The sequence below is a fragment of the Streptomyces sp. NPDC054796 genome (genome assembly GCF_053611545.1).
The window spans coordinates 175972-189611 of sequence record NZ_JBSHAO010000008.1; the positions used below are offsets into that span (position 1 = coordinate 175972).

General features: G+C 72.8%; 11 protein-coding genes. 7 read left to right on the top strand and 4 right to left on the bottom strand.

Features of this window, described 5'->3' with window-relative positions:
• Positions 1–33 precede the first annotated feature (33 nt).
• On the bottom strand, positions 34–744 hold the full coding sequence (locus ACWGJ2_RS09680; protein WP_453345459.1) for a spermidine synthase: 711 nt from the start codon (positions 742–744) through the stop codon (positions 34–36).
• Positions 745–977: 233 nt separating this feature from the next.
• Between ACWGJ2_RS09680 and lon the strand changes: the two genes are divergently transcribed.
• Entirely contained in the window at positions 978–3389 is a 2412-nt protein-coding gene (gene lon / locus ACWGJ2_RS09685) for an endopeptidase La (protein WP_453345460.1), read from the top strand.
• Between the two features lie 156 nt (positions 3390–3545).
• Here lon and ACWGJ2_RS09690 read toward each other — a convergent pair whose 3' ends face one another.
• A complete protein-coding gene (locus ACWGJ2_RS09690; RefSeq protein WP_453345461.1) occupies positions 3546–4394 on the bottom strand; it encodes a lysozyme in 849 nt (282 codons plus the stop codon).
• Positions 4395–4654: 260 nt separating this feature from the next.
• On the opposite strand from ACWGJ2_RS09690, the gene ACWGJ2_RS09695 reads away from it, so the two are divergent.
• Entirely contained in the window at positions 4655–5158 is a 504-nt protein-coding gene (locus tag ACWGJ2_RS09695) for a MarR family winged helix-turn-helix transcriptional regulator (protein WP_453345514.1), read from the top strand.
• Between the two features lie 76 nt (positions 5159–5234).
• Here the strand turns inward: ACWGJ2_RS09695 and ACWGJ2_RS09700 are convergent, their stop codons facing one another.
• Positions 5235–6074: a protein phosphatase 2C domain-containing protein gene (locus tag ACWGJ2_RS09700; protein WP_453345462.1), complete on the bottom strand. Its 840-nt coding sequence runs from the start codon at positions 6072–6074 to the stop codon at positions 5235–5237.
• Positions 6075–6486: 412 nt separating this feature from the next.
• On the opposite strand from ACWGJ2_RS09700, the gene ACWGJ2_RS09705 reads away from it, so the two are divergent.
• The 5 genes from ACWGJ2_RS09705 (at position 6487) to ACWGJ2_RS09725 (ending at position 12320) form a co-directional block, all read left to right on the top strand.
• Positions 6487–9375, top strand: coding sequence for a nitrate- and nitrite sensing domain-containing protein (locus tag ACWGJ2_RS09705; protein WP_453345463.1), 2889 nt, complete (start codon positions 6487–6489; stop codon positions 9373–9375).
• A complete protein-coding gene (locus ACWGJ2_RS09710; RefSeq protein ID WP_453345464.1) occupies positions 9372–9965 on the top strand; it encodes a roadblock/LC7 domain-containing protein in 594 nt (197 codons plus the stop codon). The genes ACWGJ2_RS09705 and ACWGJ2_RS09710 overlap by 4 nt, the downstream gene beginning before the upstream one ends.
• Complete coding sequence (locus ACWGJ2_RS09715) at positions 9962–10387, top strand: DUF742 domain-containing protein (protein ID WP_453345465.1); 426 nt, start codon at positions 9962–9964, stop codon at positions 10385–10387. Before ACWGJ2_RS09710 ends, ACWGJ2_RS09715 begins: the two co-directional genes overlap by 4 nt.
• Before the next feature lie 19 nt (positions 10388–10406).
• The gene (locus ACWGJ2_RS09720) at positions 10407–11000 is read left to right on the top strand and encodes a GTP-binding protein (RefSeq protein WP_453345466.1); all 594 of its coding nucleotides are present in this window, start codon (positions 10407–10409) and stop codon (positions 10998–11000) included.
• A gap of 63 nt (positions 11001–11063) precedes the next feature.
• The gene (locus ACWGJ2_RS09725; RefSeq protein WP_453345467.1) at positions 11064–12320 is read left to right on the top strand and encodes a styrene monooxygenase/indole monooxygenase family protein; all 1257 of its coding nucleotides are present in this window, start codon (positions 11064–11066) and stop codon (positions 12318–12320) included.
• Between the two features lie 101 nt (positions 12321–12421).
• Here the strand turns inward: ACWGJ2_RS09725 and ACWGJ2_RS09730 are convergent, their stop codons facing one another.
• Positions 12422–13567 (bottom strand): C40 family peptidase, encoded by a 1146-nt coding sequence (locus ACWGJ2_RS09730; protein WP_453345468.1) that lies wholly within the window; start codon positions 13565–13567, stop codon positions 12422–12424.
• Positions 13568–13640: the final 73 nt, after the last annotated feature.

The window sequence follows — 13640 nt, forward strand, 5'->3', positions numbered from 1 at the left end:
GGCAGCAGCGTAAGGGCCTCGTGTGGGCTGCGGCTACGCCGGTTTGGTTGCGAAGTGGACCACGTCGGGGACGCCTCGGGCGACGCTGATCTCTTCGGTACGGACCCTTGTGAATCCGGCATTCCGCAATGTGTCGTCGAATGTGGGGGAGGGCTGGGCCGACCAGACGGCCAGCACTCCGCCGGGCCGCAGCGCCTCGCTGCACAGCGCGAGCCCGGACGGCGCGTAGAGGGAGCCGTTGTCCTCGGTGACGGTCCAGCCGGGCCCGTTGTCCACGTCCAGGCACACCGCGTCGTAGCGTCCGGCGGCCGCGCGCAGATGGGACAGCAGGTCGTCGTGGGGGGCCACCCCCCGCGGGGGGGGCCCCGCCCCCCCCCGGGCCCCCCCCACGGGGCCGGCCCCCCCGGGCCCCGCGGTCACCCCCCCCCCCCCCGCGACCCCCGGGGCGCGCCCCCCCCCCCGCGCCGCCGCCGCCTCGGCCAGCGAGAAGCCCACGCCCAGGCCGCCGATCAGCAGCGCAGGCGCGTCCGCGCCAGGGGCGAGACGGTCCAGGCGGTCCAGCGCGGCGCGCACGAGCAGGCGCTCGGAGCGGCCGTCGGAGGTGTCCATGAGGAAGCACCCGTTGGCGATGATCTGGAGCAGCTCGCCGTGCCGCCGCAGGACGACCTCCCCGTAGGGGCCTTCGCGACGGTCCAGGACGACGGGTCCTGTGGTGGTGTCGGGGTGAGGGCTCGGGAACGGCATGGGCGCCATCCTCGCAGCGGCGTGCGGGCTCGCGCGGGTGGTTCACGGGCGCCTCCGGGAGGTGGGAAGCCCACGGCGGGGCGCCGTGTTGACCGGGGGCGGTGCGGAGCGGGACGGGGCCCGGGAGCCGGCGGGGCGTTTGCTCACAGCGAACACGCCTCCGGGGCGGGAACATCCGCACCTCCCAGTGCATTGAGTCCACATAGCTCAACTTGCCTGCCGAGGGAGAGATCATGGCTTCGACGTCCGCAACGCTCACCCTGCCGGTGCTGCCCCTCGATGACGAGGTCGTGCTGCCGGGCATGGTCGTGCCCCTGGACCTGTCCGACAGCGACGTACGGGCCGCCGTGGAGGCCGCACAGGCAGCCGCGCCCCGGGGCGAGAAGCCACGGGTGCTGCTCGTCCCGCGCGTCGACGGAAACTACGCGGACACCGGCGTGCTCGGCCGCGTCGAACAGGTCGGCCGCCTCGCCGACGGCGACCCCGGCGCCCTCATCCGCGGCCTGCGCCGCGTCCGCATCGGCTCCGGCACGACGGGGCCCGGCGCAGCGCTCTGGGTCGAGGGCACCGAGGCCGAGGAGGCCGCGCCGGACCCCGTGCCGGGCCAGGTCGCCGAGCTGATGAAGGAGTACAAGGCGCTGGCCACCGACTGGCTCCGCAAGCGCGGCGCCTGGCAGGTCGTGGACCGCGTGCAGCAGATCGAGGACGTGGGCGCGCTGGCCGACAACGCCGGATACTCCCCGTTCCTCACCACGGACCAGAAGATCAAGCTCCTGGAGACCACGGAGCCCGTCGAACGGCTCCGCCTCGCCACCGAGGCGCTCCGCGAACACCTCGCCGAGCAGGACGTGGCCGAGTCCATCGCCAAGGACGTCCAGGAAGGCGTCGACAAGCAGCAGCGCGAGTTCCTGCTGCGCCGCCAGATGGAGGCCGTCCGCAAGGAGCTGGCCGAACTGAACGGCGACCCGGAGGACGAGGGCGAGGACTACCGCGCCCGCGTCGAGGCCGCCGAACTCCCGGACGACGTGCAGAAGGCAGCGCTCAAGGAGGTCGACAAGCTGGAGCGCTCCAGCGACCAGTCCCCCGAGGGAAGCTGGATCCGCACCTGGCTCGACACCGTCCTGGAACTGCCCTGGAACGAGCGCACCGAGGACGCCTACGACATCACCGGCGCCCAGCGCGTCCTGGACGAGGACCACGCGGGGCTCCAGGACGTGAAGGAGCGCATCACCGAGTACCTCGCGGTGCGCAAGAGGCGCGACGAACGCGGGCTCGGCGTCGTCGGCGGACGGCGCGGGGGAGCGGTGCTCGCCCTCGTCGGCCCGCCCGGCGTCGGCAAGACCTCGCTCGGCGAGTCCGTCGCGCGCGCCATGGGACGCAAGTTCGTCCGGGTCGCGCTCGGCGGCGTCCGCGACGAGGCCGAGATCCGCGGCCACCGCCGCACCTACGTGGGCGCACTCCCGGGGCGTATCGTCCGGGCCGTCAAGGAGGCCGGCTCCATGAACCCGGTCGTCCTCCTCGACGAGGTCGACAAGGTCGGCTCCGACTTCCGCGGCGACCCCGCGGCGGCCCTGCTGGAGGTCCTGGACCCCGCCCAGAACCACACCTTCCGCGACCACTACCTGGAGGTCGAGCTGGACCTCTCGGACGTGGTCTTCCTCGCCACGGCCAACGTCCTGGAGGCCATCCCCGAGGCGCTGCTCGACCGCATGGAGGTCGTCCAGCTCGACGGGTACACCGAGGACGAGAAGGTCACCATCGCCCGCGACCACCTGCTGCCCAGGCAACTGGAGCGCGCGGGCCTGGCCGCTGACGAGGTCGGCATCGACGACGAGGCACTGCGCAGGCTCGCGGGCGAGTACACCCGCGAGGCGGGCGTGCGGAACCTGGAGCGCGCCGTCTCCCGCGTCCTGCGCAAGGTGGCGGCCCAGCACGAGCTGGGCGAGCAGGAGCTGCCGCTCACCGTCGGCGCCGACGCGCTGCGCGAGCTGATCGGGCGGCCCCGCCACACGCCCGAGTCCGCGCAGGACCCGGCCGAGCGCCGCACAGCGGTGCCCGGCGTGGCGACGGGTCTCGCGGTCACGGGCGCGGGCGGAGACGTCCTGTTCGTCGAGGCGTCCCTCGCGGACCCGGAGACCGGCGCCTCGGGCCTGACCCTGACGGGGCAGCTCGGCGACGTGATGAAGGAGTCCGCGCACATCGCGCTCTCCTACCTGCGCTCGCGGGGCGCCGAGCTGGAGCTGCCCGTCGGCGATCTGAAGGAGCGCGGCATCCACCTGCACGTCCCGGCGGGCGCCGTCCCCAAGGACGGCCCGAGCGCGGGCGTCACCATGACGACGGCGCTGGCCTCGCTGCTGAGCGGGCGCCAGGTGCGTCCTGACGTGGCGATGACCGGTGAGGTCTCGCTGACGGGGCGGGTGCTGCCCGTCGGCGGCGTCAAGCAGAAGCTGCTGGCGGCGCACCGGGCAGGGGTGACCACGGTCATCATCCCGAAGCGGAACGAGCCCGATCTGGACGACGTCCCCGAGGAGGTGCTGGACGGCCTCGACGTCCACCCCGTCTCGGACGTGCGCCGGGTGCTGGAACTGGCGCTGACCCCGGCGGAGGCGGGCGCGGGGGTCGCGGAGGTGCCGGTGGCGGCGTGACGCGGGCGCGGACGCGGGTGCGGGTGCTGTGCGGGCCCGGTCCGGTCCGCGCCGAAGGACTCCGGCCGTGGTGTGACGGCCGCGGCCGGTGACGACGGGTGGCCCTCCCCTTGGGGAGGGCCACCCGCTTCGTGTGTGGGGGGTCTGGGGCGGCCGTCAGCCGTTCGCCAGTACCTTGAGCCTGTCGTACGCGCCGTTGAAGACGTTGTGGTCGCCCACGATCGGCCCTGACGACGTGTACTGCCAGAAGGTGTAGAAGCCCCATCCCGCAGGCAGCGTGCCGGGCGAGGAGGCGTAGCGGGCGATCCACAGGGGGTTCGTGGAGCCGAAGCTGCTGTTGTTGCCGGTGCACTGCGACCACCAGTTGGTGGTCGTGTAGATGACCGCGTCGCGGCCGGTGCGGGCCTTGTACGTCGTGGTGAAGTCGCGGATCCAGCTCACCATGGCGCTCTGGCTCAGCCCGTAGCAGGTGGCGCCGTACGGGTTGTACTCGATGTCCAGGACACCGGGCAGCGTCTTGCCGTCCTTGCTCCAGCCGCCGCCGTTGGTGGCGAAGTAGTTGGCCTGGCTCGCGCCGCTGGAGTTGTTGGGCAGCGCGAAGTGGTAGGCGCCGCGGATCATGCCGATGTTGTACGAACCGTTGTACTGCTGGGTGAAGTACGGGTTCTTGTAGCTCGTCCCTTCGGTTGCCTTGACGTAGGCCCACTTGACGCCGCTGCTCCACAGCGACGACCAGTTGACGTTCCCCTGGTGGCTGCTGACGTCGACGCCTTCCACCGTCGCGGCCAGGGTCGGCGGCGGGGTGCCGTCGGTGGGGTCGCCCTCGTGCTGCTGCACGCCCGCCCCCATCCACGCCTCGCCCGGCTTGACCGGCGAGTCGTCGTGGGGGGCTGCCGCCGCCGCGCCCGGCAGGGCGAAGAGGAGGGCGATCGCGGCGAGGAGTGCCCCCGCCGCGCTGAGGAAGCCGCGTCTGCGGCGGATGGTGCGGGATCCGATTCTGGGCATCGCTGCCTCCGAAGACCTCTGTGGGGGTGGAGAGATGGGGGCGGTGCGGGTGGTCCGGCATGCCCGTGGTATGGGCATGTCAGGTGAACGTACGCGCGTAGACAAGGGGTGGGAAGGGCGCCCGAGTGGTGCCGTTGGTCTACTCCTGCGAAATACTGGCGGAGCTGCGACGATCCCTGACGCTGGCAGAAACTTTCTTGACGGTAAACGCCGGAGAGGGCGCTGACGTGCACAAGGCCCGGACCCAGGACGACCCCGCGATGAAGCCCGAGGATGGTGTGGACCACTCCGAGGAGCACACCTATGCCTCCGAGTTCCTCGATCTGGAACGCGAGTTGGCGGTCTTCCTGCGCCGCGCCCGCGCCTCCTCCGGCGAGATGGCCCGCGAGGTGCACCCCGAGCTGGAGCCCGCCGCCTACGGGCTGCTCGTGCGCCTGGAGGACGCGGGACCGCAGCGGGCCACGGACCTGGCCGCCTACTTCGGCGTCGGCAAGGCGACGATGAGCCGCCAGTTGCGTGCGCTCGACGTCCTCGGCCTCATCGCCCGCACCCCCGACCCCGCCGACGGCCGGGCCTCGCTGCTCCAGCTCACCCCCGAGGGCAGGGAGCGCTTCACGCGGGTGCGCAACGCGCGCAGGGCCGAGTACGGGCGCAAGCTCGCCGCCTGGGACCCCGCCGAGATCGCGGAGCTGGCCCGGCTGCTGCACCGCCTCAACGGCACGGCCGAGGCCGACCCGGAGCCGACGGACCCCGAGAGCGCGTAACGCGCCCCGCGACGCCCCGTCACATCACCGGGCCGCCCGGCGCACCGGGGCACGCCCCACCCCGCGCAGCTCGACGTCACAGCTCGGCCAGCAGTGCCGTCGCGTCGTCGTGGCGCTTGCCGCGCGGGGCCTTCGCGGCGGTCTCGGCCTCGCGGACCCGGGCCACCAGTGCCGCCGGACCCTCCTTGCGCACGAGCGCGAAGAGCCCCGCCCAGTCGCCGATCCTGAAGGTCTCCACCCAGCGCGTCGCCCCGTCGGTGAGGGCGAGCAGGGCCCGTACGTCGCCGCGCGGGGTGGTGCCCGTGACCGCGCGGGCAGCGACGGAGGGGTCGGCAGCCGCGGTGTGGAAGCCGGTGCCGTCGGGCGCGTTGCGCAGGGCCTCCACCGCGCGTACGTACGCCTCCGAGGCCGTGGCACGCTCGGCCGTGTCAGGGGCCAGCGCCCGCACCCTGTCGCGCAGTGCGCGCACGTGGGCGGGGAGTTCCCCGAGCCGGGGGTCCAGCACGGGGGTGACGGAGCCGTCCGCGCGCTCCAGCAGCAGGGCCGAGTCCGAGAGCACCAGGTGCTCGACCGTGTCCGCGTCCCAGCGCGCGGCGACCACGGTCGCCTGCGGCGTTCTGCTGTGAGAAAGGTCACAGATTGAACTGTGCGCGTCAGCGGTACGGGTGATGGCCTCGGCGAGGCATCCGGCCAGGGGCATATCCCGCTGTGAACCGGACAGTTCGAGCATCGCGCCCCCGAGGCGCGCCGTGAACCAGGGGACGCCGTGCGTGCAGCCGTAGTCCTCGGGCGGCGGGGTCACCCCGTCCAGGACCACCAGTGCGCCGCCGCTTCCCGAGGCGGGCAGGGCGACCGACGCGTAGTCCTCGTTGGGGCGTTGGGGGTCGCCGGGCTCGCTGGTCATCTCGATGCGCATGCGGCCAGTCTGCTGGAACCCGTCGCGAGTGATCGTCCGTACGGGCGTGGAGCGCGCGGACGGCCGCGAGGGGGACGGACCGGCAGGTCAGCGGGTCGCGCGGTGCCGGGGTGCGGCCGGAATACGCTGCTCCGCGAAATTGCGGGCGGGCATCTTGCCAGGCGCTCAGCAGGATTTCCAACCCGGGCTCTCAGCAGGTGCGTTGAGACGCGGGAGCGGAGTTGTTCGCCAACTCCCGATTGATGTTCACTCCTTCGGGTGGCCCGGCAGAGGATCCACACTCACCCCGGATTCGTGCTGAAAGGGTCTGATGCCGTACACGGGGCGGGGCCGATCTCTTGCCACACAAGGTTGGACTGAGCCACCCGGCAGTGCTTGATCCGGGGCAGGCGGGACGAGATTGCGAGCACGGGTGCGGAAGAAGCAACTTCGGAAACCGGTCGAATCCCGGACCACGGGCACCACCACCACCTCCACCACTTCCACGAACTCCACGGCGTCCGCCACTCCCTCGCTGCTCGCCGGGCCGCCGCCTCCCGCGGTGCCCGCGCGCCGCCGGGCGCGCGTACGCAACAGGCTGCTGGTCTCCGTGGCGCTGTGCGCCGTCGCGGTGCTCGCCGCGGGCGCGCCCGCCGTGCTCAGCGCCTCCGACGACGTCCACGACTCGCAGGCGCTGGTCGATCTCGCGGGGCTCAACCAGCAGTCGATCGCGCTCTCCCACTCGCTGGCCGACGAGCGCGACGACATGGTCGAGTACATCGCCGCCGGGCGCACCAGCGAGGGCGGCGCCGGGGTCAGCGAGGCGCAGCGGGCGCGCGTGGACCGTCAGATCTCGGAGGTGCGGGCCTCCGCGCTCGCGCCCTCGGAGCTGAAGCAGCAGTTGCGCGCGCTCCCGAAGACCCGTCAGCAGGCCATAGCCGGACGGGGCAGCGCGCGGGACGCGTACGACGACTACACCGGGACCATCCAGGCGCTGCACGCCGTCTCGCAGAGCGTCGCGCGCGGCCTGCCGGGCCGCGCCGAGAACGCCACCGCCGACTCCCTCCCCGACCTCGCGCGCGCGGTGGAACAGGCGTCGGCCGTACGGGGCCTGCTGCGCGGCGCGCTCGCGGGCACCGGCAGCCAGCGCGCGCTGGCCTCGGAGGCGCAGCGCGCCAACGTGCGCGAGCAGGCCGCGCTCGCCGACTTCGACCAGACGGCGGACACCTCGGCACGCGACACCTTCGACCAGACCGTCACCGGCACGGACGTCACCCTCGCCGAGCGCTATCTGAAGCGGCTCACCGACCGCCCGTACATCGACATCTCCGACCGCGCCATGAACCGCGAGCGGATCGAGACGACGCTCTCCGCGCGCATCGACCGCATGCGCGGCGTCCAGGCGTCCTTCGCCGCGCACGAGGTCAAGCGGCTGGAGAAGCTGCGCGACGACGACGTGACGGCGCTGGAGCTGAGGATCGCCCTCGTCGGGGTCTGTCTGCTGGTCGCCGTCGGCATCAGCGTGCAGGCGGCGCGCTCGATGGCCAGGCCGCTGTCCGTGCTGCGGCGCGGCTCGCAGCGGCTCGCGGGCGACCCGGCGGGCGAGGAGCCGGTGGAGTTCACCGGGAAGGACGACGAGTTCGCCGACGTCGTCCGCGCGCTGAACGAGCTGCGCGCGACCGCCGCCGCGCTCCAGGAGCGGGCCACCGAGGCCGAGGCCGACAACGCCTACCTGATGGGCACCAAGGACGACCTGACCGGCGAGCGGGACCAACTGCGCCGCGAGTACGAGAAGCTCAAGGAGCGCCTCGACGCCATGTCGGGCGCGGTGCACGGCACCTTCGTCAACCTCGCGCTGCGCACCCTGGGCCTGGTCGAGCGTCAGCTCGGGGTCATCGAGGGCCTGGAGGAGAAGGAGACCGACCCGGACCGGCTCGGCACCCTCTTCAAGCTCGACCACCTGGCGACCCGGATGCGGCGGCACAGCGAGAACCTGCTGCTGCTCGCGGGCGCCGAGCACACGGGCAGCCACCACAGCAGCCCGGTGCCGCTGCTGGACGTGCTGCGGGCCGCGATCAGCGAGATAGAGCGCTACGAACGCGTCGAGCTGGGCACCCTCCCGCCGCACGCCCAGCTCTCCGGCTTCGCCGCCGACGACCTCAGCCACCTGCTCGCCGAACTGCTCGACAACGCCACGTCCTTCTCGGCGCCCGAGTCCGAGGTGCGGCTCTCGGGCTGGCTGCTGGAGAACGGCGAGATCATGCTCTCCGTCGAGGACGGGGGCATCGGCGTCGCCGAGGAGCGGCTGGCCGAGCTGAACCTGCGGCTCGTCGACCCCGGTACGCAGGAGCCCCCGGCCCCCGACGAGTCGGCTGAGCCCGGCGGTCTGGGCATGGGCCTGTACGTGGTGGCCAGGCTGGCCGCGCGGCACGGGCTGCGGGTGCAGTTGCGCAGGCACAAGCAGGGTGGCGTCACCGCCGTCGTCGTCGTGCCCCGCGCGCTGCTTCCCGACCGCCCGGCGCCGAGCGCGGCGCCGTCAGGGGCCACGCGGACCACGACGGGCACGGCCACCTCGCTGCCCGGCTCTGTCGCCGAGGCCAACTCCAACGCGCTGCCCAGGCGCCGCCCCGCGCACCGCCGCACGGCGGAGGCGGACGGCACCTCGTCCGCGGACCCGAGCGCTCCGGAGGAGCCGGAAGCGCAGGGGGCGACGGGAGCGACGGGAGCGGCGGAGACCGCCGAGCCGGACGCCGCACCCGCACACGCGCACGCGGCGGCGGACGCGGATGCGGACGCGGGCACAGACGTGGACGCCGACTCCACCGCCCCCGCCGATCCGCTCATCGAGGCCGCCGAGCGCAGCATCCAGCGGGCCCAGGCGGCGGTCGCCCGCCTCGGCGAGGTCAACGAGGAGGGCGTGCCCAGCGCCCGTGAGCACACCCGCGCGCTCGGCGACGCGGCTCCCGCGACGGCCTCCGGCACGGCACCCGGAACGGCCGAAACAGCCCCGGCGGAGGCCGAAGCGGAATCCGTCGGAACCGCTCGTCCCGAGGGCGAGGAGAACGACGCGCAGGGCCCGGCGCGTACCGGCAAGGGCCTGCCCAAGCGCACCCCGCGAAACGTCGCAGCCCAGCCGGGGCCCGCAAGGCCCCGCAAGGGAGGCGCGAACGCGGAGGAGTTGCGGCGCCGTCTGGGAGGTTTCCAGCAGGGGTCGCAGCACGGTCGGCGTGACGCGGAAGCGGAAGCCGACGCTGAGCAGTACGTGAAGGATCAATCGGGGGCGCAGATTGACGGTGGTACTGCCGAGGAGGCACGCAAGTGAACGCGTCCACCACGCGTACGACCAGCAGCATCGAAGCGCGTAATCTGCGCTGGCTGCTGGACAACCTGGTCGACGAGGTGCCGGGCATCCGGTCCGTCGCCGTGGTGTCGTCCGACGGACTGCTCCTGCTGTCCTCCGATCCGGAAGCGGCCGAGCCGTCCGGAGCGGACGGCGGGAACGGCTCCGGCGGCACGGGCACAGGCGCGGCCACGGGAACGGCCACCGGCACCGCGAACGGCCCGGACGGCCCGGACGGCCCGCAAGGCCCCGGCGCGGGCTCAGGCGGAAACGGACCCAAGGGCTCCAGCGCCGATCTCGCGACCATCGTCTCGGGCGTCGGCGCGCTGACGCTCGGCGCCGCCAAGCTGATGGACGGCGGGGACGTCAAGCAGACGATGATCACCATGGACGAGGGCTCCGTCTTCGTCATGGCGGTCAGCGACGGCTCCCTGCTCGGCGTGCACGCCACGTCGGACTGCGACATGAGCGTCATCGCCTACCACATGGCGCTCTTCGTCGGCCGTGCCGGACACGTCCTCACCCCCGAACTCCGCTCAGAACTGCGCAAGTCGATGGAGCTGGATCAGTGACCTCTGCTGCCTCCCCCTACCCCGGTCCCGCGCCCTTGCCGGTGCGGCGCCCCGACTCCGGCAAGGCGAAACGGGTGCGCCCCTACGCGCTCACCGGCGGCCGTACCCGGTTCGGGCACGTGCTGCTCGTCGAGACCTTCGTCGCGGCGATCGAGGCGCCGCCGGAGCGGCCGGAACTGACCTCGGGCGGGCTGCGCGACCGCGTCATGCCCGAGATGCAGGCCATCGTGGAGATCTGCCGCCGGATGCGTTCGGTCGCGGAGATCGCGGCCCTGCTCAAGATGCCGCTGGGCGTGGTGCGGGTACTGCTCAGCGACCTCGCCGACCAAGGACGTATCCGCGTATACGGCACCGGGCACGGGACCGAGCGTCCCGACCGCGCGCTGCTGGAGAGGGTGCTGGGTGGACTTCGCAGGCTCTGAGCCGGGCACGGCGACAGACGTGCTGGACTCACAGGAGGCGCAAGCGTGGCAGGAGAACCTGACCCGCGCGCCCATATCCACCAAGATCGTGGTGGCGGGCGGCTTCGGCGTCGGCAAGACGACCTTCGTCGGGGCGGTCTCGGAGATCGAACCGCTCAAGACCGAGGCGCTGATGACGCAGGCGAGCGAGGAGACGGACGATCTCGCCTCGACGCCTGACAAGATCACGACCACGGTCGCGATGGACTTCGGGCGGATCACGCTCGACCCGGATCTGGTGCTCTATCTCTTCGGTACGCCGGGGCAGCAGCGCTTCTGGTTCATGTGGGACGACCTGGTGCGCGGCGCGATCGGCGCGATCGTGCTGGCGGACACCAGGCGGCTGGAGGACTGCTTCCCCGCGCTCGACTACTTCGAGAGCTGCGGGCTGCCGTACGTCGTCGCCGTCAACCACTTCGAGGGCACGGCCAGCTACGAAGCGGCCGACGTGCGGGAGGCCCTGTCCGTGCCCGAGGAAGCGCCTGTTGTGATCATGGACGCGCGTGACCGGAACACGGTCCAGGAGGCACTGCTCGCACTGGTCGGTCACGCGCTGGACGTGGCGCCCGCCTGACCCGCCTGACCGGACTCACCGGGTGCCGACACTGCACGTACGTACACAGAAGAGAGATCCGCCATGCGGAAGATACTCATCGTCGGAGCCGGCCAGGCCGGACTCCAGCTCGCGCTCGGCCTCCAGTCGCACGGCTACGAGGTCACCGTGATGTCCAACCGCACGGCTGACGAGATACGCGGCGGCCGGGTCATGTCCACGCAGTGCATGTTCCACCAGGCGCTCCAGCACGAGCGCGACGGGCAGCTCAACTTCTGGGAGAGCCAGGCGCCGAAGATCGAGGGCCTCGGCGTCTCCGTCGCCGCGCCCGACACGATCGAGGGCCCCGGCGAGACCCAGCGGGCGGTCAACTGGCTCGGCAAGCTCGACGGCTACGCGCAGTCCGTCGACCAGCGCGTGAAGATGGCGGGCTGGATGGAGACCTTCGCGCAGCGCGGCGGCCAGCTCGTCATCCACGGCGCCGCCGTCTCCGACCTGGACTTCTTCGCCCGCAAGTACGACCTCGTGCTCGTCGCCGCTGGCAAGGGCGAGCTGGTCTCGATGTTCGAGCGGGACGCGGCACGCTCCCCGTACGACGCGCCGCAGCGCGCCCTCGCCGTCTCCTACGTGCACGGCTTGGACCCACGCCCCGAGCACCCCGGTACCGAGGCCGTGCGCTGCAACCTGGTGCCCGGTGTCGGCGAACTGTTCGTGATGCCGTCGCTGACGACCTCGGGCCGCTGCGACATCCTCTTCTGGGAGGGCATACCCGGCGGTCCCCTGGACGCGTTCCAGGGCATCAAGGACCCCGACGAGCACCTCGCCACGACGCTGGAGCTGATGGAGCGCTTCACGCCCTGGGAGTACGCGCGGGCAACGAACGTCGAGCTGACGGACGCGGGCGGCACGCTCGCCGGGCGCTACGCGCCCACCGTCCGCAAGCCCGTGGGGCGGCTGCCCAGCGGGGGCACGGTGCTGGGCGTGGCCGACGTCGTCGTCGCCAACGACCCCATCACGGGCCAGGGCTCCAACTCGGCCTCCAAGTGCGCCGCCTCCTACCTCGCCTCGATCCTGGAGCGCGGGGACGAGCCGTTCGACGAGGAGTGGATGCGGGCGGCGTTCGACCGCTACTGGGCCACCGCGCAGCACGTCACCAAGTGGACGAACGCGATGCTGGCGCCGCCGCCCGAGCACGTGCTGAACCTCATCGGCGCGGCCGGTCAGCTCCAGCCGGTGGCGGACCGTTTCGCCAACGGCTTCAACGACCCCTCCGACTTCGAGGAGTGGTTCTACGAGCCGGAGAAGGCCGACGCCTACCTGGGCCGCCTCACCGCCTCCTGAGCCCGCCGCGCTGAGCCCGCCGCGCTGGCCGTGCGCGCGGGGCCGTCCCGTACGCGGACGGCCCCGGCACAGGCCCCGCTCCGCACAGGGTCCGGCGCCCGTCACACGTTGTTGCCCGTGTCCGCTCCCGCCGAGGCGCCGGCGGGCAGCTCCGGCGGCACGTACCCCGCCATGGGCGCGGCGTCCGCGTCGGGGCGCACGGCGCCGAGGAGCGGGTTGGACGCGAGCGGCGAGACCTTGACGCGGGCGCCGGGGCGCGGGGCCTGCACGACCAAACCGTCGCCCGCGTAGATGCCCACGTGTGTCGCGCCGGGGAAGTAGATGACCAGGTCACCGGGGCGCAGCTCCTTCAGCGGCACCCGGTCGAGCCGCTTCCACTGCTCCTGGCTCGTGCGCGGGATCGCGCGCTCCGCGTGCTGCCACGCCTGGGAGGTGAGCCCGGAGCAGTCGAAGGAGTCGGGCCCCTCCGCGCCCCAGACATAGGGTTTGCCGATCTGCTCGACGGCATAGCGCAGCGCCCGGTCGCCCGCCTCTGAGGGAGCGCGGGCCCCGTCCAGCACACCGGAGGAGAGCAGCTTCCGCTGCGCGTCGGCCGTCTGCCGCGACTCCAGCCCGCGCAGCTCCTCCAGTTGCTCACCGGAGAGCGAGGCGAGCATCTCCTCGACGGCGCCGAGCCGCGCGCGCACGTCGTCGCGCTGGCTCTTCTGGCGCGCGGCGAGCTTCCGCTGCTTCGCCAGTTCCTCGCGCGCCTTCTTGGCGAGCGCGCTGTGCCTGGCCTCGCCGCTGGTCAGCCGGTCGACGGTCGCGGCCTGGTCGCCGGCGGCCCGCTTGAGGTGGTGGCTGTTCTGGAGGGCGTGCTGAGGGTCGCGGGCCAGCAGCAACTGGACGGACGGGGGCAGCCCCGTGCCGCCGCGCCGGTACTGCTGGCGGGCGAGGCGGCCCGCCTGGACGCGTCCGTCGGCAAGCTGCGTGCGGGCCCTGGCCAGGCGGGCGCCGGCTTTCTTTGCCTTGGCGCGCTGCTTCGCCAGCTTCTCCGCTGTGGCGTTGTAGGTCTCCGAGGCGGTCTCGGCCTTCACATAGAGGGTCTGGAGGTCCTTGAGGAGCGTGCTCACCGGCTGGTCTGAGGGCTGTGCGGGCTGCGTGGGCTGTGCGGGGGCCGCCGTCGCGGGCTGGACGGTGAGTGCCCCCAGCACCCCCGCCGTTGCCGCCGCCACGGCGGCCGTGCGGACGGACCGTGCGAAGAACACCGGTACACCTCACCTCGGGTTCGGGCTTCGTCGGGCTTCGGAAGCTGATCGCCGTACGAGGTGATCGTGGCAC